Origin of the sequence: Streptomyces sp. x-80 (genome assembly GCF_046549095.1) — a bacterium.
Classification (GTDB): domain Bacteria; phylum Actinomycetota; class Actinomycetes; order Streptomycetales; family Streptomycetaceae; genus Streptomyces; species Streptomyces celluloflavus.
Genome location: NZ_JAJPWM010000016.1, coordinates 127,939 through 151,084 on the forward strand (window position 1 = coordinate 127,939; position 23,146 = coordinate 151,084).

General features: G+C 70.6%; 19 protein-coding genes and 1 pseudogene. 8 read left to right on the top strand and 12 right to left on the bottom strand.

All coding sequences use genetic code 11. The features are described 5' to 3' along the window. Positions 1-140: 140 nt before the first annotated feature. From ACLJWH_RS28870 to ACLJWH_RS28880, 3 genes and pseudogenes are all read left to right on the top strand, one after another. Positions 141-920 (top strand): S1 family peptidase, encoded by a 780-nt coding sequence (locus ACLJWH_RS28870; RefSeq protein WP_411144712.1) that lies wholly within the window; start codon positions 141-143, stop codon positions 918-920. Positions 921-2,035: 1,115 nt separating this feature from the next. After that, positions 2,036-3,795: pseudogene (locus ACLJWH_RS28875) on the top strand (oleate hydratase). Positions 3,796-4,015: 220 nt separating this feature from the next. Next, on the top strand, positions 4,016-4,702 hold the full coding sequence (locus tag ACLJWH_RS28880) for a ribonuclease H (protein WP_411144713.1): 687 nt from the start codon (positions 4,016-4,018) through the stop codon (positions 4,700-4,702). Between the two features lie 344 nt (positions 4,703-5,046). Here the strand turns inward: ACLJWH_RS28880 and ACLJWH_RS28885 are convergent, their stop codons facing one another. The 5 genes from ACLJWH_RS28885 to ACLJWH_RS28905 form a co-directional block, all read right to left on the bottom strand. Beyond that, complete coding sequence (locus ACLJWH_RS28885; RefSeq protein WP_411144714.1) at positions 5,047-6,741, bottom strand: glycoside hydrolase family 13 protein; 1,695 nt, start codon at positions 6,739-6,741, stop codon at positions 5,047-5,049. Between the two features lie 93 nt (positions 6,742-6,834). Further along, a complete protein-coding gene (locus tag ACLJWH_RS28890) occupies positions 6,835-7,740 on the bottom strand; it encodes a carbohydrate ABC transporter permease (protein WP_411144715.1) in 906 nt (301 codons plus the stop codon). After that, entirely contained in the window at positions 7,737-8,912 is a 1,176-nt protein-coding gene (locus tag ACLJWH_RS28895; RefSeq protein WP_411144716.1) for a carbohydrate ABC transporter permease, read from the bottom strand. Before ACLJWH_RS28895 ends, ACLJWH_RS28890 begins: the two co-directional genes overlap by 4 nt. Then, positions 8,909-10,156 (bottom strand): extracellular solute-binding protein, encoded by a 1,248-nt coding sequence (locus ACLJWH_RS28900; RefSeq protein WP_411144717.1) that lies wholly within the window; start codon positions 10,154-10,156, stop codon positions 8,909-8,911. The genes ACLJWH_RS28895 and ACLJWH_RS28900 overlap by 4 nt, the downstream gene beginning before the upstream one ends. A gap of 228 nt (positions 10,157-10,384) precedes the next feature. Beyond that, a complete protein-coding gene (locus ACLJWH_RS28905; protein ID WP_411144718.1) occupies positions 10,385-11,455 on the bottom strand; it encodes a LacI family DNA-binding transcriptional regulator in 1,071 nt (356 codons plus the stop codon). Between the two features lie 147 nt (positions 11,456-11,602). Between ACLJWH_RS28905 and ACLJWH_RS28910 the strand changes: the two genes are divergently transcribed. Continuing rightward, complete coding sequence (locus ACLJWH_RS28910) at positions 11,603-13,843, top strand: glycogen debranching N-terminal domain-containing protein (RefSeq protein ID WP_411144719.1); 2,241 nt, start codon at positions 11,603-11,605, stop codon at positions 13,841-13,843. A 701-nt stretch (positions 13,844-14,544) separates the two neighbouring features. Then, positions 14,545-15,426 carry a S1 family peptidase gene (locus tag ACLJWH_RS28915; protein ID WP_411144720.1) on the top strand — a complete coding sequence of 294 codons (882 nt, stop codon included), beginning with the start codon at positions 14,545-14,547 and terminating at the stop codon, positions 15,424-15,426. Positions 15,427-15,660: 234 nt separating this feature from the next. Here ACLJWH_RS28915 and ACLJWH_RS28920 read toward each other — a convergent pair whose 3' ends face one another. The 5 genes from ACLJWH_RS28920 to ACLJWH_RS28940 all read right to left on the bottom strand — a co-directional run bounded on the left by ACLJWH_RS28920 (position 15,661) and on the right by ACLJWH_RS28940 (position 18,817). Beyond that, positions 15,661-16,800 carry a methyltransferase domain-containing protein gene (locus ACLJWH_RS28920; protein WP_411144721.1) on the bottom strand — a complete coding sequence of 380 codons (1,140 nt, stop codon included), beginning with the start codon at positions 16,798-16,800 and terminating at the stop codon, positions 15,661-15,663. Continuing rightward, the gene (locus tag ACLJWH_RS28925) at positions 16,797-17,702 is read right to left on the bottom strand and encodes a radical SAM/SPASM domain-containing protein (RefSeq protein ID WP_411144722.1); all 906 of its coding nucleotides are present in this window, start codon (positions 17,700-17,702) and stop codon (positions 16,797-16,799) included. The genes ACLJWH_RS28920 and ACLJWH_RS28925 overlap by 4 nt, the downstream gene beginning before the upstream one ends. A 96-nt stretch (positions 17,703-17,798) precedes the next feature. Further along, positions 17,799-18,281 (bottom strand): hypothetical protein, encoded by a 483-nt coding sequence (locus ACLJWH_RS28930; RefSeq protein WP_411144723.1) that lies wholly within the window; start codon positions 18,279-18,281, stop codon positions 17,799-17,801. Further along, entirely contained in the window at positions 18,275-18,547 is a 273-nt protein-coding gene (locus ACLJWH_RS28935) for a hypothetical protein (RefSeq protein ID WP_411144724.1), read from the bottom strand. The genes ACLJWH_RS28930 and ACLJWH_RS28935 overlap by 7 nt, the downstream gene beginning before the upstream one ends. A 129-nt stretch (positions 18,548-18,676) precedes the next feature. Continuing rightward, on the bottom strand, positions 18,677-18,817 hold the full coding sequence (locus ACLJWH_RS28940; protein ID WP_411144725.1) for a hypothetical protein: 141 nt from the start codon (positions 18,815-18,817) through the stop codon (positions 18,677-18,679). 239 nt (positions 18,818-19,056) lie between these two features. On the opposite strand from ACLJWH_RS28940, the gene ACLJWH_RS28945 reads away from it, so the two are divergent. Next, the gene (locus ACLJWH_RS28945) at positions 19,057-19,944 is read left to right on the top strand and encodes a helix-turn-helix domain-containing protein (RefSeq protein WP_411144726.1); all 888 of its coding nucleotides are present in this window, start codon (positions 19,057-19,059) and stop codon (positions 19,942-19,944) included. Beyond that, a complete protein-coding gene (locus ACLJWH_RS28950) occupies positions 19,931-20,137 on the top strand; it encodes a DUF397 domain-containing protein (RefSeq protein WP_411144727.1) in 207 nt (68 codons plus the stop codon). The genes ACLJWH_RS28945 and ACLJWH_RS28950 overlap by 14 nt, the downstream gene beginning before the upstream one ends. A 433-nt stretch (positions 20,138-20,570) precedes the next feature. On the opposite strand, the gene ACLJWH_RS28955 is transcribed toward ACLJWH_RS28950, so the two are convergent. Next, positions 20,571-20,741: a hypothetical protein gene (locus ACLJWH_RS28955; protein ID WP_411144728.1), complete on the bottom strand. Its 171-nt coding sequence runs from the start codon at positions 20,739-20,741 to the stop codon at positions 20,571-20,573. Between the two features lie 385 nt (positions 20,742-21,126). Further along, positions 21,127-21,333 (bottom strand): DUF5988 family protein, encoded by a 207-nt coding sequence (locus ACLJWH_RS28960; RefSeq protein WP_411144729.1) that lies wholly within the window; start codon positions 21,331-21,333, stop codon positions 21,127-21,129. A 431-nt stretch (positions 21,334-21,764) separates the two neighbouring features. Between ACLJWH_RS28960 and ACLJWH_RS28965 the strand changes: the two genes are divergently transcribed. Further along, the gene (locus ACLJWH_RS28965) at positions 21,765-22,892 is read left to right on the top strand and encodes a hypothetical protein (RefSeq protein ID WP_411144730.1); all 1,128 of its coding nucleotides are present in this window, start codon (positions 21,765-21,767) and stop codon (positions 22,890-22,892) included. Positions 22,893-23,146 lie beyond the last annotated feature (254 nt).

Consider the following 23,146-nt stretch of genomic DNA (forward strand, 5'->3'; position numbering starts at 1 on the left):
GGCAGGACCGGTCAGCAGGCCGCGCCGGGACGTGGCGGCCCGATCGCCCGGTCGGGGAACCCCGCCCCGCATCCCCCCGTCATGATCAACAGCAAGGACACGCGGCCACCGGGCCGCGCGCTGTGCCCTGAGGGGATCACATGTTCACGTTCAACCGGCGTACCGCAGCTTCCGTACTCACCGCCTGCGTGCTCGCCACGGCCGGCCTCGCGGCCACCACGACACCGGCCGCCGCCATCCACCGCGGACAGAACACCACCGTGGTGGACCACCCGTACGCCATGCTCATCGAGACACCGGAGGGCAAGCAGTACTGCGGCGGCACGCTCGTGGCTCCCACCAAGGTGCTCACCGCCGCGCACTGCATCAAGGACGCCGCCGCGCCCCTCGACCTGCTGGTCATAGGCGGGCGCACCGACGTGGGCAGCACCAAGGGGACGGTCCGGCACGTCGCCTCGGTCAAGGTCCATCCGAAGTTCGTCCAGCGCACGTTCACCTACGACGCGGCGGTCATCACCCTCTCCGCGCCGATGCCGTACGCCCCGCTGCCGGTGGCGGGCCCGAAGGACTCGGCCCTCTACACCTTCGGGAAGACCGCGAAGACCGTGGGCTGGGGCACGACCGCCCCGAACACCCCCGGAACGCGGCTGAAGTCGGCCGTGCTCACCCTGGCGCCGCTCAAGAGCTGTGAGCCCTTCACCGACCCCAGCGAGTCCGACGCGCAGAAGGTGTGCGGAGTCTCCGCCCCCGGTGCCCACGACAGCACCTGCCCCGGCGACTCCGGCGGTCCCCTGGTCGCCGGCGGAAAGGTGATCGGAGTCGTCTCCGCCGGCAACAAGTACTGCGACGACCAGTACCCGGTCTCCGTCTACACCCGGGCCAGCGTGGTCGCCGCGGGGCTGGGCCTCCCCGTCACGTAGCAGAGGCGGCCGGTCCCCGGTGACACGCCGGGCCGGCCACGGCCGGTACGCCGAGGGCTACCGCCCCTTGAAGCGGACATCCGGATGCTGGTACCGCCGACGAAGCGGACATCCGGGTGCTGGTGCTGCCGGCGCCGGTGGACCTGATGATCACGGCGGCGCTCGCGCCTCGCCGACGCAGCGCTCACTGACGGGCAGCCGGACGGGAACCGGCAGCCGGACGCCCCCGTCTCCACACCACGGAGACGGGGGCGTCCGCGTCCCGGATCTCCTGCGCCGTCCCTTCTGACGCACGCGACGCCCTACGGACCTGACCACCACCCCCGTGACCGCCGGCCCGTGACGGTGACGCAGCCGGGAGCTGCCGGCGGCCCGCTGCCGCTGCCGCGGCGGCCGGCCCGGCGAAGGCCCGGCATTGCCTCCCCATGGCCAGGGCATTCATACCGGCCCGAAACGCCGTACATATGGCTCGGCTTGCGGGCACGTCGCACCCGAGGTTTTTCGTTGCGTACTCACGCGCCGTGCGGCGACGCGGGCCTTGACGGACCGTATCGCCTGCCTCCGGGTATGTGAAAGATGTTTTACGGTCGAAGAGGAGTACCATCCGCAATGAATTAACTCGTTGCCGAGCGGGCGTGGCAGGAGGCCAGGCCGCTACGGGCTCCAGGAGGCCACGATGGCTAATACCACGCGGGTCATGACGCTGGGTATCAAGAAATTCTGGTGCCGGACCGGCCTCTCTCATGGCATTCGGATCCCGCGACTGCGGTGGCGCACCCCGTCTTTAACCGGCCTTTAGCAGACTTCCCGTACCGGTGAGTTCCGCGCGAAGCCTGCCGGTGGCCGGCACCGGCCCCACGGTGAGAGCCGGCAGCGGGTTCGTCCGCAGTGCCGACCGGTGAAGCCGGGCGATCCCGGGTGACACCGGAAAATTCACGGGAGCATCCAGGCAGGAATTCCCCACGCCATTGTCCTGCACATAACACGGAAGTTCGGCACAGCCGAGGTCCTGTTCCAGCGGAAAGAAAAGGCCGTTCCGCAGCGGTGCGTGGTGCTCCGTCCACGAAGAGCGGCGACCGGCCGCGCCGGTCAACCAGGTGAAAGGTCCGAGAACGATGTACTACAGCAGTGGCAACTACGAAGCGTTTGCGCGGCCGCGTAAACCCGAGGGCGTCGACGACAAGACCGCCTGGTTCGTCGGGTCGGGCCTGGCCGCACTGGCCGGCGCCGCTTTCCTGATCCGCGACGGACAGCTGCCGGGTAACAAGATCACGATCCTGGAGCGGCTGGAGATTCCGGGCGGCGCCCTGGACGGCATCGACGACCCCGAGAAGGGCTTCATCATCCGCGGCGGCCGGGAGATGGAGGACCACTTCGAATGCCTGTGGGACCTCTACCGGTCGATTCCCTCACTGGAGGTCGAGGGCGCGAGCGTGCTGGACGAGTTCTACTGGCTGGACAAGGACGACCCGAACTTCTCGCTCCAGCGCGCCACCGTCAAACGCGGCCAGGACGCACACACCGGCGGCCTGTTCGCCCTGAGCGAGAAGGCCCAGAAGGAAATCGTCAAAGTCTTCCTCGCCTCGCGGGAGGAGATGGAGGGCAAGCGCATCAACGAGGTGTTCGGAAAGGAATTCTTCGCGAGCAACTTCTGGATGTACTGGCGCACCATGTTCGCCTTCGAGGAGTGGCACTCCGCCCTGGAGATGAAGCTGTACCTGCACCGCTTCATCCACCACATCGGCGGCCTGCCCGACTTCTCCGCCCTCAAGTTCACCAAGTACAACCAGTACGAGTCCCTCGTGCTGCCGCTGCGCACGTGGCTGCTCGACCACGGCGTGGTGTTCCAGTTCTCGACCGAGGTCACCGACGTCGACTTCGACATCAGCACCGGCCGCAAGCAGGCCACCCGCATCCACTGGGAACGGGACGGCGTCAAAGGCGGCGTCGACCTCGGGCCGGACGACCTGCTGTTCGTCACCATCGGCTCGCTCACCGAGAACTCGCACAGCGGCAGCCACCGCACCCCCGCCGTGCTGGACGAGGGCCTGCCCCGGCCTGGGACCTGTGGCGGAGCATCGCGGCGAAGGACCCGTCGTTCGGTCACCCCGACGTGTTCGGCTCGCACATCCCCGAAACCAAATGGGAGTCGGCCACCGTCACGACACTCGACAAGCGCATTCCGGGATACATCCAGAAGATCTGCAAACGTGACCCGTTCAGCGGCAAGGTCGTCACCGGCGGCATCGTCACCGTCAAGGACTCCAGCTGGCTGATGAGCTGGACGGTCAACCGGCAGCCGCACTTCAAGCAGCAGCCCAAGGACCAGATCGTCGCCTGGGTCTACGCCCTGTTCGTCGAAAAGCCCGGCGACTACGTAAAGAAGCCCATGCAGGAATGCACCGGTGAGGAGATCACCCAGGAATGGCTCTACCACCTGGGCGTGCCGGTCAAGGAGATCCCGGAAATCGCCGCGACCGGCGCGAAGACGGTGCCGGTGATGATGCCCTACGTCACCTCGTTCTTCATGCCACGGAAGGCCGGTGACCGTCCCGACGTCGTACCCGCCGGATCGGTGAACTTCGCGTTCATCGGCCAGTTCGCCGAATCGGGCCGCGACTGCATCTTCACCACCGAATACTCGGTACGTACGCCCATGGAAGCGGTCTACACCCTGCTCGGCATCGAACGCGGCGTCCCGGAGGTGTTCAACTCCACCTACGACGTCCGCAAACTGCTGGCCGCGACCAGCCGCCTCCGCGACGGAGAAGAAATCCATCTGCCCGGACCGCCGCTGCTGCGCAAGCTGCTGCTGAAGAAGATCGACGACACCCAGATCGACGAGCTCTTCAGGGAGTACCAACTCCTCCAGTAACACCTCCGTGACCCGGTCCCGGTCCCGGCGCCGTGGCCGGCGGGCCGGTGCGACGCCCCGGGCGGACGGACCATCGCTGAGTGCTGCCGGCCGGGCGCCGGGCTGCCCGGCTCCGCGCACGGGGCCGGGCCCGCTCTGCCGCCCGTCGTGACGACGGGCGGCGCCGCTCGCCGCCGTGCGCGGTTCGCCGCCATCCGGCAGGCACTGGCATGATCGGGGGATGTCTGATCGCATCATCGCCGCCTGCGACGGCGCGTCCAAGGGGAACCCGGGCCGAGCCGGCTGGGCCTGGGTCGCCGCCGACGCCGAGGGACGTCCGCAGCGCTGGGAGGCGGGCCCGCTGGGTACGGCGACCAACAACGTCGCCGAGCTGACCGCCCTGGCCGAACTGCTGGCGGCCACCGACCCGGCGGCCCGCCTCGAAGTCCGGATGGACAGCCAGTACGCGATGAACGCGGTGACCAAGTGGATCGCCGGATGGAAACGCAACGGCTGGCTGACCGCGGCCAGAAAACCCGTCGCCAACCGCGAACTCGTGGTCCGTATCGACGCCCTGCTGGCGGGCCGCGAGGTGGAGTTCCGCTATGTGCCGGCGCACCGCGTGGACGGCGACCCGCTCAACGCGATCGCCGACCGGGCGGCCGGCGACGCCGCCGTGACCCAGCAGCCGGCAGGCACCTCCCACGGCACGCCGGCGATCCCCGAGCCGCGTCCCGAGTCGCAGGAGCGGTCCGCCGCCGGGAAGCGGAAGCCGGACAAGAAGCCGGTCCGCACGCGGCCGGGCGGCGCCACCATCAAGGCCAAGTTCCCCGGCCGGTGCGGTGGCTGCGGCAGCCCCTACGAGGCGGGAGTCCAGGTGGCCAAAGGCACGCAAGGGTGGGGCCACCCGGAGTGCCGCGAGCACTGACCCAGCACCCTCCCCGCCGGCCCCACCGCGGGCCGGCACCCGCCGCCGCCCGGCCAACGGAAGACCGCCGGCCCGCACGCCGCGCACCGGACCACCCGGCCACTACGGACGGACCTCAACCCCGCCACCTCCGCCTCCGGGAGTGCCAGGCGTCCAAAACCGTCCTCGACCGGGACAGCAACGCGGCGGTCAGCACCGCCGAGGCCGCCGCACCGGCGGTGCCGGCCTGTGGAGCGCAGGCAGGACCGGTACGCGTACCGGCACAGCGCGGTGCGGCAGGAACCCACCGGGACGGCCGGACGACCGTGGCAGAATCCCCGCTCCTTCAGAGCGGGGAGCGCAAGTCACACGAGCCACCAGGCGGCGGAGTCCGTGGGCTGCTTGCCGGCCGACGGCTCCGGGTCGGAGGACAGCAGCAGGACCGCCGCCTCGGGGACCGGGACGGGAGCCGGACCGCAGTTGACCGTGCACAGGAGACGCCCCCGGCGGAAGGACAGGACACCGTCCGCGGCGTCCGGCGCGCCGGTCCAGGTGAGGCCGGAGTCCCGCAGACCGGGGAGCGCCGAACGCAGCGCGAGGGCGGCCCGGTACAGGTGCAGCGTGGAGTCACCCCGGTGCTCCTGCCCGGCGGCCCCGTAGGCGGCGAACCAGTCCGGCTGGGGCAGCCAGGGGGCGGCGGCGGTGGTGAAGCCGTACGAAGGCTCGGCGCCGTGCCACGGGAGCGGGACGCGGCAGCCGTCACGGCCCCGCCGGGCGCCGCCCGAGCGGTGGAACATGGGGTCCTGGAGCGCACCGGCCGGCAGGTCGACCACCTCGGGCAGACCCAGCTCCTCACCCTGGTACAGATAGACGGAGCCGGGCAGCGCCAGCATCATCAGCAGGGCCGCGCGGGCACGGCGCTCGCCGAGGGCGGTGTCGCCGGGGCGGCCGCCGGGCTCACCCCCCGCGTAACGGGTCACCGCGCGCGGCATGTCGTGGTTGTTGAGGACCCAGCTCACCCCGGAGCCGGAGGCCGCGATCGCCGCCAGACCGCGGCCGATGACATCGCGGAAGGCCGCCGCGTCCCAGTCGGTGCGCAGGAACTCGAAGAAGAAGCTCTGATGGAGCTCGTCGGGACGCTGGTAGCGGGCGAGCTGACGCGGATCGAGGACACCGATCTCGCCGACCAGGACGCGGGCGCGCCCGTCCCGCCTCTCGTACGCATCGGTCAGGGCACGCCAGCGGCGCCACACGTCGTGGACCTCGGGGCGGTTCCAGGCGGCGGAGTTGACCGGGTCGCCGGTGGTCTCGTCGAGGGCCGCGTGCGGGTCGTCGGGCAGACCGTGCTGCTTGTGCAGACCGTGGGCGACGTCGATACGGAAGCCGTCGACACCCAGGTCCAGCCAGAACCGCAGGACCGAGTCGAAGTAGTCGCCGACGCGCGGGTCGGCCCAGTTGAAGTCGGCCTGCTCGGGCGCGAAGGAGTGCAGATACCACTGGCCGGGGGTGCCGTCGGCGGCCGTGGTGCGCGCCCAGGAGGAACCGCCGAAGATGGAGCGCCAGTTGTTGGGCGGCTCCGCGCCGTCGGGGCCGCGGCCGTCGGCGAAGTGGAAGAGGGCACGCTCACGGCTGCCCGGGGCGGCGGCGAGGGCCGCCGCGAACCAGGGGTGCTCGGTGGAGCAGTGGTTGGGGACGATGTCGACGACGATGCGCAGCCCCAGACCGTGGGCGCGGTCGATGACGCGGCGCATCAGGTCCAGATCGCCGAAGCGGGGGTCCACACCGTGGTAGTCGGCGACGTCGTAGCCGTGGTCGTGCTGGGGCGAAGGGTAGAACGGGCTCAGCCAGACGGCGTCCACACCGAGGCGGCGCAGATAGGGGAGGCGTTCGAGGACGCCGCCCAGATCACCGGTGCCGCTCCCGGTGGAGTCGCTGAAGCTGCGGACGTAGATCTGGTAGACCACCGCCGTACGCCACCAGGCAGCCCGGTCAACAGACACAGGCACAGGGGCAGGGGCGGTGGCAGCGACGGCGGCGTCGTCGGCCGCGGTGCGGGTCATACGGTGCGGGGACCTTCCGGGAAAGGGCGTTGCGGGACATCGGTACAAGGCGGGGTGACGGGACCGGAAGCCCCGCCACCCCGGCCGGGGCGCTCACTCCTTGAGCGCCCCCGCGTTGCCGCCCCGTACGAAGTGGCGCTGGAAGACGAAGAAGACGACGGCGACCGGGATGGTGGCCAGCAGCGCCGCGGTCAGCTTGAGCGGGTACTGCGTGCCCGCGCCCAGACCGCCGGCGACGAACTGCGCGAGACCGGTGGTCAAGGTGGCGTGGTCGGAGGACTGCGTGGTGACCACGAAATGAGTGAACTCGTTCCACGACCCCTGGAAGGACAGGATCGTCAGGGTGATCAGCGCCGGCTTCGCCATGGGCAGGACCACCGACCAGTAGGTCCGCAGCACCCCGGCGCCGTCGACCCGGGTCGCCTCCTCGATCTCCCGCGGCACCGACTCGAAGAACTGCTTCATGATGAAGATCCCGACCGCGTCCACCAGCAGCGGCACGATCATCGCCGTATAGGTGTCGTAGATACCGAGGTACTGGACCACCAGGAACTTGGGGATCATCAGCACCACGCCCGGCACGGACATCACCGAGATCAGCAGCACGGACAGCAGCCCCCGCCCCCGAAAACGCAGACGGGCCAGGGCATAGCCGGCCAGCGAGTCGAAGAAGACACGCCCCGCCGTGACCACCACGGCGACCAGGACGGAGTTGCCCAGCCATGTCGGGAACGGCACCCCCTCCTCGCCCCCGCCGAACAACTGGCGGTAGGTGGCCGACGAGAACGGGCTCGGCACCAGACCGAGCGGCGAGGCGGCGGCCTGCGCGTCGGTCTTGAACGTCGTCACCACCTGGAGGACGAACGGCATCAGATAGACCAGCGCCACCAGCGCCATCACCAGCGTCCCGGCCAGCCGCAGCCTCGCGTACCGCCCCCGCCGCACCGGGCGGACGGCGGCGCCCGCGTGCACCGGGTTCTTCACCGCGGGAGAAGTCATCGCGCCGACCTCCCCGGGCGCAGCCGCCGCCGGCCGTCACGCTCCCGCAGCACCAGGCGCTGGACGCCCGTCATCAGCAGGATGATCGCCAGCAGCACGAAGGAGATCGCCGCCCCCGTCCCGTACTGCGCGTCCTTGAAACTCAGGCTGTAGGAGAGGAACGCCGGGGTCAGGGTCGTGTTCGCGGGCTGCCCCTGGCTCATCACATACACCTGGTCGAAGACCTGCCAGGTGCCGATCAGCCCGAGCGTGAGCACCAGGAAGAGAACGGGCCGCAGCGCCGGGAGGATGACATGACGCAGCGTCTGCCAGCGGCCCGCACCATCGATCCGGGCCGACTCCAGCTGCGCCTCCGGAATGTCCTGGAGCGCGGCCAGGAACATCAGCATGAAGGTCCCGGACGTCGTCCACACCACCAGGAAGATGATCGTGCACATCGCGACGGAGGGACCCGAGAGCCACTCCCACCAGGAGAGCCCGAGCACACCGTGACCGGCCAGCGCGGCGGGCGGCGAACCCGGATCGACCAGGCCGACCCAGCCCAGCACCACCCACACCAGCCCCCGCGCGTCCGTGAACCAGCTCGGCCCCTGGATACCCACCCACTTCAGCAGGCTGTTGACCGCACCGCTGCTCTGGAAGAGAAAGAGGAAAACGGTCGAGACGGCGATGGAGCTGGTGACCGAAGGGAAGTAGAACGCCGTACGGAAGACGCCCTTGCCCCGCAGCCGGCGCCGGTTGACGGCCAGCGCCAGCCCCAGGGCCAGCGCGGTCTGGAGGGGGACGACCAGCAGCACGTAGTAGAGGTTGTTGCGCAGCGACGTCATGAACAGCGTCCGGGTCAGACCGCCGTCGGCGAACAGGTGCCGGTAGTTGTCCAGCCCGACGAAGTCCGCCGCGCCCGAGAACGGATTCGACTGGCCGTCCCAGTTCAGCAGGCTCACCCACAGCGCCATGCCGACCGGCAGCGCCAGGAACAGACCGAGCACCAGCACCATCGGGCTGACGAAGACCCAGCCCCACAGCCCCTGCTTGCCCGCGCGGCGCGCCCCCCGGCCCCGCCCCGCCCGGCCCGGACCGCGCCGCCCGGCGGCATCGCGGCCGGACCCGGACCCCGGCTCGGTCCCGGACCCGGATACGCTCCCGGGCCCGGACGTGGTCGTGGTGCTCATCGCCCGCTACCGCCCAGGACGCTCGCACCGTTCTTCTGGAGATCGGCCAGCAGCTTCGCCGGGTCGCTGCTCGCGAGCTGCGCCAGGGAGGTGTTGAACTGGGCCATCACCTGCCGCATACCGGGCGCGTTCACCGGCAGCTGGGCGGCCGTGGTGCCGTCCGCCCAGGCCGCCGAGTCCGGGTTCTGCTGCTTGTACGTGTCCAGCAGCGTCTTCTTCGACGGCATCACGCCGACCGTCTTGGCGAACTTCAGCTGGTTGCCGTCACTGGTCAGCTCGTTGACCAGGTCCACGGCGGCGGCCTGGTGCGTGCTCTTGGCGGCGATCCCCCAGCAGTTGGTGAAGGCCATCGTGCCCTTGCCGCCGGGGCCCGCGGGCAGCGGGACGACCTTGTACGCGGTGTCGGGGAAGTCCTTGCGCATCGCACCGGCCAGCCAGTTGCCCTCGATGGTCAGCGCGGCCCTGCCCTTGCCGAACGCCTCACCGCCCCACCCGGAATCCAGGTCCTTCGGGAACTTGAGCACGCCCTCCGTAAGGAGCTTCTTGACGTACGTCAGCGCCGCGACGTTGCCCTTGTCGTCTGCGGTCATCTTCTTCTGGTCGGGGCTGGTCAGCCAGGAGCCGGACTGCTTGAAGAAGGCGCCGAGCTGGTTGTAGTCGGCGTTGACGGACAGACCGGTGACCCCGTCCCTGGTGAGCTTCCTGGCCACCGCTTCGAGGTCGTCCCAGGTCTTGGGGTAGTCGGCGTCGGTGAGCCCGGCCTTCTTCCACAGCGCGGTGTTGACGGCCAGCCCCAGCGTCGACTGGTCCTTGGGCGCGCAGTACAGCTTGTCGTCGTAGGTGAAGGCCCGGGTCAGCGCGGGACTGTAGGCGTCGCGGTCCTTGAGCTTGCCGCCGTACGCGTACAGCGAGCCGCCCTTGGCGTACGTCGAGAACTGGTCGGCCGACGTGTAGAACACGTCCGGCGGGTTGCTGCCCGCGAAGGACTGGCCGAGCTGCTGGTCGATGTTCTGCGCGATGTCCACCGTGACGGAGTTGCCCGTCGCCTTCGCCCACGCGGCGGCCGCCGCCTTGACCGCGCTGGTCTCGGTGTTGCCGGAGGTGGCTATGAGCATCTTGAGCTGCTGCTTGCCCGAACTGTCCTGACCCGGGCCCGCGTTCTTGTCGAACCCCGACGAGCAGGCCGTGGCCAGCAGGCAGAGCGACAGTCCGCAGACGGCGAGGGGAAGTGTGGTGCGACGCATGATCGTTCCTTTGCGCTGGTGCGAGTGCGGTGTTGCGTGCGTGGGGGACCCCGGGCGTACCGGGCCCCAGCCGGTTCAGAGGCAGGGAAGTGCGGTCCAGAGGAGAGAAGGCGCGGTGCGGAAGAGAGAAGGTGCGAAAAGGACTGGTGCTGCTGGTGAGTTGGCAGGAGAGATCCCGTGAATGGGGGGAGGTGTCACGCGGTGCGTGCCGGGCGGGCGGCGGTCACCTCACCCCTGAGCGACGGCCCCCGGCGGCCGTGAGCTGTCCCGGGCCACCAGCCGGGGCGCCAGCAGCCGGTGCTGATAGGAGTGCCGGGGCTCGGTGATCCGGGCCAGAAGCATCCGCACGCACTCCTTGGCGGCCTGCTCCAGGGGCTGTTCCACGGAGGTCAGGGCCGGATCGAGGAGCGCCGCGATGGGCGAGTCGTCGAACCCGGTGACCGCCACATCGGCGCCGGGCCGCAGCCCGCGCTCGCGCAGCACGTCGTAGCAGCCGAGCGCCAGGGTGTCGCTCAGGGCCACGACCGCGGTCACCTCGCGGTCCAGCAGCACCCGGGCGGCCTGCCGCGCCTCCTCGGTGGAGTTCGCGGTGGCGGCGCGCAGCCCGCGCACCGGCAGACCGTGACGTTCCATCGTGCGGCGCCAGCCCTCGGCCCGGTCCTCACCGGTGCCGCTCCCGCGGGGCCAGCCCAGCAGACCGATCCGCCGGTGTCCCGCCGCGGCCAGATGCTCCGTCGCCGCCTCGGTGCCCGCCGCACCGTCCACGTCCACCCAGTCCCCGTAGCTCTGCTCGCCCCAGGAACGGCCGAAGGCGGCGAACGGCACGGACTTGCCGTGCAGCCAGCGGTGGCGGGGGTCGGCCTCACGGGTGTGGGCCAGGACGAACGCGTCGACGGCCTGCTCGCGCAGCAGCTGGTCGTAGCGCTCGATCTCCTGCTCATGGCTGTCGACGGGGAACACCAGCAGCCGGTGCCCGGCCGCGTCGGCGGCATCCGCCAGCGCGTGCAGAAAGCGGTCGTGCACCGCGTTGGAACGGCCGGCCGCACTGTGCTCCAGGGCGTGGCCGATGGTCCGCGACTCCCGGCGCCGCAAGGAGCGGGCGGCGGCGTGCGGCCGGTAGCCGAGCTCCTCGATGGCGGCCGTCACCCGGGCCAGGGTCTCCGGGCGGAGCAGCTCCGGACTGTTGAGCGCGTTGGAGACCGTCTGTCTGCCGACCTGGGCACGACGGGCGACATCAGCCATCGTCGCGGGCCGCGATCCGGGGTGGGAAACCCCGCCGGGGGGGACGTCTTCGTCCATGTCAACGCCATCCGATGTGTCGGGTACGGTGTCGATCCAAGGGGATTGGATCGATCCAATCGCTTATTGGATCGATCCAACCGCTCAATCGTCGCCGACTGTACACGCCGTCCCCGGAAACAAAGAAGGCCGAAGGTCCCGCCCCAGATGACGCAGCAGACGCAGACTTCTCAGCAGACGCAGACCTCGCCGCAGTCGCAGAACGTGCGGCAGACGCCCGACCGCCCGCACGACTGCCCGCCGCCCGATCCCGCCCCGGAGCCCGCCGGCCAGCCCTTCGTCCACGACGCCGTCCTCGCGATGTGGGCGCCGTCCTTCGTGGCCTCGCGCCCCGACGGTGACCTCGGCGCGGCGGTCGACGGCTTCTACCACGGCGACCGGCGTTGTCTGCGCGCCCTGCGGGTCACCGTCGACGGCGTGCGCCTCGCCGCGACGAACGCCGCCACCGAGTCCGCGAACCGCGCCGCGTTCGATGCCGTCCTGCGCGGTGTGGCACAGCGGACCCCCGACCCGGCGGTGACGCTGCGCCGGGAACGCACGGTCTTCCCGGGCCGTTTCACCGAGACCGTACGCCTGACCAACTACGGTTCCCTGCCCGCCCGGTTGACGGTCCGCATCGAGGCGGAGAGCGACTTCGCCGCCATGGAAACCGTCAAGGCGGGCGCCGTGGTGCCGCCCGTCGCGCCGGCCGCCGACGCGGGCCGCCTGGTGTGGACCTCGGGCACCGAACGGATGTCACTGTCGGCCCACACCACCGCCACCGATGCGGATGCGCACACGGCCGTCTCGGTGTCGGGCACCCGGGGCACGTTCGCCTACGACGTCCCGCTCGCCCCCGGCGAGAGCTGGCACTGCGAGCTGACCGGCCGCGCCGACGCCGACTCCGCCACGCCCTTCCTGCCGGTGACCGAGGACGCCCGGCCCTGGCGCGACCTCCAACTCTCCTGTGCCGACGCCGACTTCAGCCGCCTGCTGACCCGCTCCGAGCAGGACCTCGCCCGCCTGCTGCTCGCCGACCCGCAGGCCCCCGGCGACCTCTTCGCCGGTGCGGGCGCCCCGTGGTACCTCACCCTCTTCGGCCGCGACTCCCTGTGGGCCGCCCGGATGCTGCTGCCGCTGGGCACCGGCCTCGCGGCGGGCACCCTGCGCGCCCTGGCCCGCCGCCAGGGCCGCGCCACAGTACCCGCCACCGAGGAGCAGCCCGGCAAGATCCTGCACGAAGTACGCGCCGAGACACGTGAGCTGGCGGACGGCAAGCGGCTTCCGGCGCAGTACTACGGCACCATCGACGCCACGCCCCTGTGGATCTCACTGCTGCACGACGCGTGGCGCTGGGGCATGCCGCGCGAGGAGGTCGCCGAACTGCTGCCGAACCTCGAAGCGGCCCTCAACTGGCTGGTGGAGTACGGAGATCCGGACGGCGACGGCCTCCTGGAGTACGTCGACTCCACCGGCACGGGCCTGGCCAACCAGGGCTGGAAGGACTCCGGCGACTCGGTCCGCTTCCGCGACGGCTCCCTGGCCACCGCCCCGATCGCACTGTGCGAGGTGCAGGCGTACGCGTACGAGGCGGCGACGGCCGGAGCCGCGCTGCTCGACGCCTTCGGACGCCCGGGGGCCGACCGCTACCGGACCTGGGCCGCACGGGTGCGCGAGGCGTTCCGGCGCGGCTTCTGGGTGTCCGACGAGCGCGGCCCGTACACGGCCATCGCACTCGACGCCGACAAACGCCCCGTCGACGCCGTCACCTCGGGCATGGGCCATCTGCTGGGCACCGGCCTGCTCGACGCCGAGGAGGAACGGCTGCTCGCCGACCGGCTGCTCGCCCCCGAGATGGCCGACGCCTACGGGCTGCGCACCTACGCGTCCGACAACGGCGGCTACAACCCGGTCGGTTACCACGTCGGCAGCGTGTGGCCGCACGACACGGCCATCGCCGTACACGGCCTGGCCCGCGCCGGATACCCCGAGCACGCCCGCCGGCTCGCCGAGAACCTGATCGCGGCCGGGCCCGCGTTCGGCTCCCGCCTCCCCGAACTGTTCGCGGGCACCGCCCGCTCCGCCTCCTCCCGCCCCGCGCCCTACCCCGCCTCGTGCCGCCCGCAGGCATGGGCCGCCGCCGCGTCGGTGACCTTGCTCCAGGCACTGCTCGGCATCGAGGCGGACGTGCCCGCCGGACGCCTGACGGTCCGTCCGGCGGCTGGCGGGCTGCTGCCGCTGACCGTGTCGGGGCTGAGCGTGGCCGGACAGCCGCTGTCCCTCTCGGTTGACGCGGACGGCGCGGTGAGCACGCAAACGCCGGCGCCGCTGGAGGTCGTCACACAGACCCCGGGCGCTTCCGCCACCAGGGTCCCTGCCGCCGAGGCCCCCGCCCCCGGCGCCGCCTGAGCGACGGCCCCTCAGCAGGCACGAGGCACGCCGTCATCCACACCCCGCCAATCGGCGTGCCTCGTGCCGTATATCCGCCCGGTCCGCGCCGGTTCCGTCCCGCGGCCGGTCCCGTCCCGTCCCCGTCCCGCGCCACGGGACCGGGGCGGGGCGACGTCCTTGCGGCCGCCGCACCCGGCCCGGTACCCCCCCGGCACCCATCGTGGCGGCGCCGGTGACCACGGCCGGGGCCGGGGCCGGGACGGTCATGCCTCCCACCGCTCGCCCAGAAACCAACTCACCCTCTACGCACGCCACTTGGTGCCACGGAGCCGGTACCGACAGCGGCCGTCCATGCGGCTTTGGCGCGATTCCCGCCCGGAGCAACGGCGTACGCGCGCCGCACACGGAGAACGGGGGAGCGGCCCGGCGGTGCGTCCCGCGCCGCGAATCGAAGCCGCTTCGCCGCTGCGGCCGGCACGGCGCCGGCCGCGCCCGCCGACGGCGCCACGCACCTCACCCGGCCCGGAGACAACCGCTCGTGACTGTCCCACCAGGGCTGTTACACAACTGAGGGAATGCCCGTACGAGCCGGGCACGCGATGGAGATCAGCCGCGAGAACGCCGGGCCCAGGATGCGGGGCCGGAGGGGACGGCGGGGTGCCGCCCCCCGCACGAGCCCGCCGGGCCGCGCCCGGCGGCGGACGAAAGTGAGCGCCCTCTTGCGTGAGTCAACAAGCCGACGGACCATCGCCGCCCTCGCGAGCGCCGGTGCGTTCGCCATCGTGTTCACCACCGCGCCCGCCGCCTCGGCGATAGTGGGCGGAGCGCCGGTCGCGGACGGCGAGCGGCCCTACGTCGTGCAGATCGAACAACAGGAGGACGACGGGAAATGGTCGCACTACTGCGGCGCGGCGCTCATCGACAGTCGGGTCGTCGCCACGGCGGCGCACTGCTCCAAGTTCATCCAGCAGGGCAAGGTCAAGGCCCGGCTCGTCATCGGGCGGGCCGACTCGACCACCTCCGGCGGGACGGTGGTGACCGATGACCACTTCTCCGTCTACAGCCACCCCGAGTTCTCGACCCTGACCAACACGGACCTGGGTCTCCTCGTGCTCGACAGTCCCGTCGACCAGCCGAGCGCGGCCCTGCCCCCGCTGCGGACGGCGTTGCAGCCGGGACGTCTGCTGCGCGCCGACGGCTGGGGGCGTACCGACATCAACGACGAGAAGAAGCCCGCACGGCTGCAAGAAGCGACGCTTCCGGTCAACGCGTTCGACACCGAAGGCGGCACCTGGGACAAGGAGTTCATCTGCGCGGGCACCGCGGACAAGTACGCCGCGCCCGGCGACAGCGGAGGGCCGCTGTTCGATCCGGAAGCCTCGGACAAGGCTGTGGTGTACGGCCTGGTGACCGGCTCGACGAACACCTGCACGGGGCTCTTCACGAACCTGGCCGACCCGGCCATCTGGAAGCCGTTCCGCGAACCGCTCGCCTCCCACGGCCTCTCACACGTCATCCCGGCCGACGCCCCGGCCCCATCCCCGACCCCGCCGCAGCGGCCCGGAACTGCGCGCCATGCGCTCGCGGGGGCTACCGGGTGACCTGTTTCCGACAGAGCCGGTGAACGAGTGGGGCCGGTAGAGACGACAACGGTCCGGGTTGCCATGCGGCACCCCTTGCGGGGCTTGCGCGGCTCTCCGGCACCCCTGGTAGTGCCTCGGCGGCCCCGAGCGCGCCAACTACCGTGCGCAGGGGCCGCCATGAGGCCACCGTCCCACGCCGCACAGAGCGCCCCCGCCGGGAGAGATCCCAGCGGGGGCGCCTTCCTGCGTGGGTCAGGTCAGTTTCGTGTGCCACTTGCCGCGGGCGAGGACGGTGCGGCCGTCGGGTTTGATGAACACCCGGGCGCCACGTACCGGTAGTTCACCGGTGGCGAGCCAGTAGGACCGGACCTGGTCGAGCAGGTCCCACAGGCGCCGCGGGCCGCCCTGGTGCACAGTGGGCCGGTGGTCGCCGGCCGCTGCGGCGCGGGCCCATGATCCGTCGGCGTGCGCCATGAGCGCGATGCGCTTCTCGCCGTCCTCGTGGTACCGGTGCACGATGCCGGGCGCCGTGACGCTCAGCATCGAATCGAGGTCCCACGCCTGCCCGACGTCGACGACGGGATACGGGCCCGTTGTCACGTCCTCGCCGTCCTGGGTGCGTGCGGTGTCGAGCAGGGTGTCGAGGCCGGGCGGGTAGTCCTCGCCGTGCCGGGCCACCATGAATCCCGCGCGGTCCCATTCCACGCGGCCGGTCGCGCCCCCGTCCTGGTCTTTCTCCGCGGTGACGAGCAGGGAGGTGCCGGCGATGGTGGTGACCAGCCGGCCTCCGGTGCACAGGGCGTCGAGCCAGCTCTGCGGGACGGTGCGGACCGAGACCATGGCGACGACGCGGTCGACGGATCCGGGCTCGACGGGAAGGGGCCCGGTCGCGTCGACGGTCTCGACACGGGGGCGCAGGCCGATGTCGTCGAGGCGGTCGCGCGCGGCCGCTACGAGGTAGGGGTCGACGTCCACGCTGGTCACCTGTTCCGGGTGGGCCAGGTAGCGGGCGGCGAGGGCGGTGCCGTACCCCGATCCGGTTCCGACGTAGAGCAGCGAGTCGCCCTCGTCGATGAGGGCGTGCCGGTGCATGTCGATGACGAGACGCGGCAGGGTGGCGGAGGATGTCGGCCGGCCGGCCTGGCGGTTGCCGGGGGTGGCGTGGTCGGCGTGCAGTGCTCCGACCCGGGTCACGAGGGACCTGTCGCGGTAGGTGGCCTCGAACCACTCGGCGTCATCCTCGGGCCGGTGTAAGGCCCATCCGTCGTCGGTGGCTTCCCACCATTGCGGGATGAACAGGTGTCGCGGTGTGTGGGCGACGGGCCCATGCCATCGGGATGTCCGGTGGGTGACGTGGGCGGCGAGGGCGGCGGCATGCGGCTGCCAGGTCACGCGAGGGCCTCCAAAGAGGGGACGGGGGCGGGCAACAGCTGTTCGTGGGCGGGGAGGCAGGCGGGAGTCGATGCCGGGTCGCAGTCGTTGGAGTCGTGCGGCGTGCACGCTGCTCGGGGCATGGGCATGGGCATGGGCACGGTAGCGGTGATCTCTGCCCATCGGCCGCTGTTGAGGATGTCTGCGAGGCGCCGCTCGCGGACGTTTCCGGCGACCAGGTCCCGCGACAGGATGCACCCGGAGACGTTCCCGTCGGGGTCGATGGATACGCGGTGCCGGAAGCAGTGTCCGCACAACTCGGCCGTGGTCGGGCCGGTTCCGTTGGGTTCTGCTGCGCGGCCGATCTTGCGGGCGCGGTCGACCTGTACCCGCGTGACGCCGAGCCGGAGCAGTTCGGCCTTGCCTTCCTCGATCCGCTGGCCTTCGATCACCTCGACCATGCCGACGCGCAGCGGGATGCCGCGTTCGAGGGCATTGACGATGTTGGCGCGGGTGCGGGCGTGGCTGCCCCTGCCGTTGGTGATCTGCTCGTGCTGTGCGGCGTCGTCGGAGTAGTACGACGTGGCGAGGGCGATACCGGGGCGGCCGAGGGCGGCCCAGACGGCGGGGCGCACATGGGCCAGGTTGCTGTAGACCTCGACGGACAGGCCCGCGTCGGCGGCCTGCGCGATGTAGTGCGGGAGGTAGGGCGACAGAGTCGGCTCGCCGCCGATCAACTGGACGGCAGGGATGCCGAGTTCAGCCACGTCCGCGATGACGTGCTGCCAGTCGTCGCGAGTCATGGCACCGGGGCCGGCCTTCGGGCCCGAGTCGGTGCAGCAGTGCGTACAGGCGAGCTGGCAAGTGCCGGTGATCTCCAGCTCAACGGACCGGATGCCGGCCACGGGGGTAACTGTGCTCATGTACCTCTCCTGTGTTCAGCGGGTGCGACCCTGCCCTGCGGTCGCCTGGGTGGTGCACCGCCCCGCGCCGAACGTCCCACGGGCGCGGGGCGGGGGTCAGGGGGCGGCGCGCCGGTGGCGTCCCGCCCCCGCCGGGGAAGGGGAATGACACCCGACGGGGGCGGGATTCTGTGAGGGGTGGCCCATAGGCAGGGGGTGGGCCGTGATCGAGTACCGCGCGTCGTAGTCGGTGACGGCGAGCAGGAAGGCGTCGCCGGCGGCGAGGGCGCGTAGTGATCGCTCGTACTCGGTGGTGTCGCGGGCCCATGCGCGCAGGTCGTCGCCGGGGTGCGGGGCGGCGGCCGCGACCAGGAGCAGGGGCGCGTCTTGTAGAGCGGCCGGGTTCGGGTCGAGTAGGTCGGCGAGGTGCTCGGCCTGGCTCCACAGCCAGCGCACGGCGAGGCGTGGTGTGCTGGCCCGGTAGGTGGCGAGGACGACCTCGCGGGTGCTGTCGAGGGCCGTGGCGGTCGTCTCGCATCGGTAGGCCAGAGCGGGCTGCGTTGTGGTGCGAGTGGTGGCCGGTGGGGCGAAGCTCAGCATGCGCGGCCACCCGCGTGGGGCCGGGGGCGGTGCTGCGGCGCATTCAGCCGGCCGCGTGCGGGGGCGATCGTGCGCGTGACTTTGATCCGCGCCCCGTCGCCGAGGACGTACGCGTTGCCGTCGGCGAACTGGAGCCGGCGGCGGCCCCCGGCGAGGATCGCGCGCACGTCGACGACGCGGTGCAGGTTGCCGCCGACATCGATTAAGTCGTTGATGCGGACCTCACCGCCGAGGAGGGTGAGCGCGCGGGTGATCGTGTTCGTCATGCGGGTTTCTCCGAGGTTTCCGCACCGCTGCCAGGTGAAGTCGGGCCGGTGGGACGGAGCCTCGACGGTTCGACCGGGAAGGGGGTGGGGTCTATGGGTGGTAGCTGTGCAGTGCGACCAGACGTGACGTCACTTGAGAGCATCGCCGCGCAGTATCGCGAGGTGCTTGTCGATCTCTGCGGCCAACGCCTCTTGCCTACTGGCGAGGTCGTCCACTTTCGGCTGCTCGCTGGGGGTGGGCTGCTTGGGCGGTTCCTGCTGCGTCGGCATACGTACGCCCCTCTGTAGCCGATCCGACGTATCGCCAAGGCCGCCCGCAAGAAGCTGAGTTGCCACGCGCGGCGACCGCTATTTCAGAGTGCCCACCGAGTCCTTGCTGTGCAAGACTTCACAGCGGTGTTCTGCTGCAATACCTTCGAACTGGTGCCTTGCATTGCGTGACGGGTGCCTGATTGCTTTCATCGTGAATGACAGGTGTCCGTCATACTGGGCTGTAGAAGGGGTGGAGAATGGCAGAAGGGCCTACGGGATCAACCGTGCCGCGTCGCCAACTCGGGCGAAACTTACGGGACCTGCGTAACCGTGCACGGCTGACGGTTCGCGCCGCGGCGCGCAAGTTGGAGTGGTCCGAGGCGAAGATGTGGCGCATCGAGACGGGGCAGACTCCGTTGCGCAGCCTCGATGTTCAAGCCATGTGCACGGTCTACGGCGCACCCCCAGACCTCACTGAGGCGCTGATGGGGCTTGCGAAGGAGACCAAGGCACGCGGCTGGTGGCATGCCTACGGCGATGTGATTCCCGAGGGCTTCGATGTGTACGTCGGACTGGAAGAGGCCGCGGCGAGCCTGTCCTCGTACGAGAGTGACATTGTCCCGGGGTTGCTTCAGACCGAGGGTTACGCACGTGCGGTCACACGCACCCACATTCGTGGCATCGGTGACGAGGACCTCGACGGACGCGTGCGACTTCGCATTGAGCGTCAGACGCTCCTCACTCGGGCTGCCGATCCGCCTACGCTGCGCGTTGCGCTGAGTGAGGCGGTACTGCGGCGCCCCATTGGCGGGCGCGATGTGATGGTGGAGCAGCTTGGGCACCTCGTCTACGTGTCCGAGTTGCCGAACGTCGTGATTCGCGTCGTCCCCTTCGCCGCTGGTATGCACTCTGGTGTCGTCACCGGGCCGTTCGTGATCCTGCGATTCCCGCTCAACGTTGACGGGAACGAAACGGAGCCGCCGACGGTCTACGCGGACGGGTATACGGGGGGTTTGTACCTGGACAAGCCGAAAGAAGTGGAGCACTACGACGCGGCTTTTCAGGGAATCTGGGACACATCGCTCGATGAGCAGGCGTCTCGACGTCTGATCGCTGAGGTGGCAGGGAGCCATGAACAAGGTTGATCTACAAAACGCACAGTGGTTCAAGTCGAGCTACAGCAACGGTAACGGTAACTGTGTCGAGGTGGCCTACCTCGGTGGCCCAGTCGCTGTCCGGGACAGCAAGCGGCAGGCGGGCCCGGTGCTGACCAGTACCACCGAAAGGTGGCAGGCATTCATCGCGAGTGTGGTCAACGGCGAGTTCGGCGAGCTGTAAGACTGCCTGGTACGACCGATATCAACGGTCAAGGCGCCTCCGTGCCGGGGTTGTTCCTGGCGCACCAGGGCGCTCTTGCCTACTGCTTACGCGCTGAGTACGCAGAATGCGCCCTCGCCGCTGGCGCACAGCCGGTGGCGAGGGCGTGGCGTTCGACGGGCGGTAGTGGCGAGGGCGGTGAAGAGAGCAGGCTGATGACGGCCACGGAGCGGCGATGCACGGTAGCCAGTGCCCTCGGTGCGCGTACCCGCCCGCTATTTGCGAACCGGCGAAAGTTGCTGAAATCCATGGTCTGCGGCGATAAAGTCGCAGGTCACGTAGTCTGCTCCCCGCGCACGCGGGGATGATCCCTCGACGTTCGTGGTCATGCCGGGCAGCGTCTTCTGCTCCCCGCGCACGTGGGGATGATCCCTCCCGCTTGACGTTCTCGGCATCAGGCGAATACTGCTCCCCGCTGCTTGCGGCCGGGCCGGCCGACGCGGAACTGCGGGGCGTCTCCTGCGGCGGTGTACGGGACCGCCGTCCCTGTCCCCTTGATCAGGGTGGCCACGTAATAGCTCCCGACGGGGAGACGGGCGGACGCGGAGAGGCTGAACACCGCCATCTGTCCACCGGCGTTGTGTGTCTCGCGACGCCGCCGGCCTTGCCGCCGGGGGAGACCCCCTTTACCGCATGACACCCCCGCCGCCGAGGCCGCGGCATCCGCGCTGAACCTCGTCCGTCCTCATTCCACAGAGGTGAAAAGGGGCTGGCCGGAGCGGGAGCGTGCGGTGCCGCGGCAGAGCCCCCGCCGGCGGGTGGTGATCTCGCTTATCACCCCGCCGCCCGGGGCCCTGCCGATTCCGTGCGCCGTCGGCCTTGCCGTTCCCCACGCGCCGGTCGCAAACCGGCGGAGAGCTGGGGGGAAACGAGAGTGGCTGCCCGTGCGACCGGTCCAGCTGCTGGCGCAAGGACACCGGCCTCGTCGGCCCGCAAGGTCCGAACGGCGCCTACCCCGGGAGCTCCGTGCGCTCCCACCACTCGTAGACCGGCAAGTGGCCCTCGGCGGTTTCCCGGTGGCGTGTCGTGGCCCGGAAATGCTCGTACCCACCACGGAACGGGATCTTCACGTCGAGCCCTGGTGTGGTGACGGAAACGATCCGGTCAGGAAGATCTTCGGGGCCGCCCTCAAGAACTGCTCTCGTCTCCTTCGTCATGGCGAAAGTGTCCCGGGCGGTGATCACGCTCTTCACATGACGCGCCGAAGAGCCCACCGGTTCGACGGGCCGGCGGGCGCGACCCGCATCTGATTCGTCCCTCGCGGTCACGTCAGCCCCACCTGACGAACGCGGTCGCCTCTTCCGGCCCGCAGGCAAACCACCGACGCCCCGTCACCACGCCTCCGGGCACGCCGCGCCCCCGGCATCCGATCGCCCGGATGTCCAGGCGAATGCGCGACGTTCGAACACCCTCGAAACAGTTGTGGTCCGACGAGTCGGAGGAGAAGTATCACGGGAGAGGCGGGCACCCGGCCGTCAGCCCAAGTCCAAGACCTAGTCCAAGACCTAGTCCAAGACCATGGCCAAGACCATGGCCGTGCCTGACCGGGTGACAAGCGTCGTGCACGGCACGGATAGGGGGATTTCGGATGTATGTGTCAGTTCGTCACGGGTTATCGCTCGTCATGGGGTGGGCCGTCCTTGTGGCGGTCCTTCTCGGCTCGGCGGGCTCCGCGCGCGCCGCCGTGGCGGGGGCCGCGGCGGCGGACGTACCGGCCGGTGTGACCGCGGGGGTCGCGGTCTTCGACCGGCAGACCGGTACGTTCACCGAGCAGCTCCATCCGGACATGCGGTTCCGCTCGGCCTCGGTCGTCAAGCTGCTGATCGCGCTGGACCACCTGTGGGACCGCAGCCCTGGCGGTCTGCCGGCGGACGACCGCACCCGGCTCGACTCGATGCTGCGCAGCAGCGACGACGACGCGGCCTCCTTCTACTGGTCGCAGAACGGTGGCAGCGCGCTCGTCGACCGGATGGTCTCGCGCCTGGGCCTGGCCGACACCGCGGGACCGCCCGCGGGCTATCCGGGGTACTGGGGCTACACCGCGCTGTCGGCGGCCGACACCGTGCGGATCTACCGCTACCTCCTGGACAGCGCCCCGGCGGCCGTCCGCGACCTGGTCATGGGTGACCTGCGGGCCTCCACCCGCTGCGGCAAGGACGGCTTCGATCAGCGCTTCGGCATCCCCGCGACGTTCCAGCGGCCCTGGGCCGTCAAACAGGGCTGGTCCGGCTTCGGCAGCTCCGGCGACTGCACCAACACCACCACCGCGCCGGCGCAGCACGCGAGCCCGACCGGCGTGGACCTCGCGCAGAAGGCGCTGCACACCACCGGCACGGTCGGGGCCGGCGACCGCGCGATCGTCGCCGTCTTCACCCTCCAGTCGCAGAGCACCACCTTCGGCGCCGCGTACACCAATCTGGGCCGGCTGGTGCGGTCCCTGAACGTACCCGGTGCCACCCGCCCGCCCGGAGCCTGGTTCAGCACCTGGGGATCCGGCGTGCACGTCCGCGCGGACACGACCACTCACTCGGCCGCGCTGACCGCGCTGCCCGCCGGAGTGGAAGTCCAGGTCTCCTGCCAGAAGCAGGGCGAGACGGTGACCGACGGCCCCTACACCAACGACTGGTGGGCCTATCTGCCCCTGTACGGCGGCTACGTCACCAACATCTACATGAAGAGCCCGGACAACAAACTCCCGGGCGTGCCGACCTGCTGAGCCGTCAGCCGCAGTGACGGGAGTGGTTCCGGACAAGCACCTCATCAGCGAGACCGACTCGCTGCCCCGCCTGCGGAACCTCCTGGACGTGAGCGCGCCCGGGGCCCGTTGGCGCCACCGGCGGCTGACTGCTCTGGTTCCCGGCCCGCCGACCTGAGCGGCGGTGCCTTCCGGACCGACGCGGCGTTGCCGGGCGGCGACAGTTCCCGGCAACGCCCGTCCGCCGCACCCGCCCCGTCCCGTGAAGATCACGG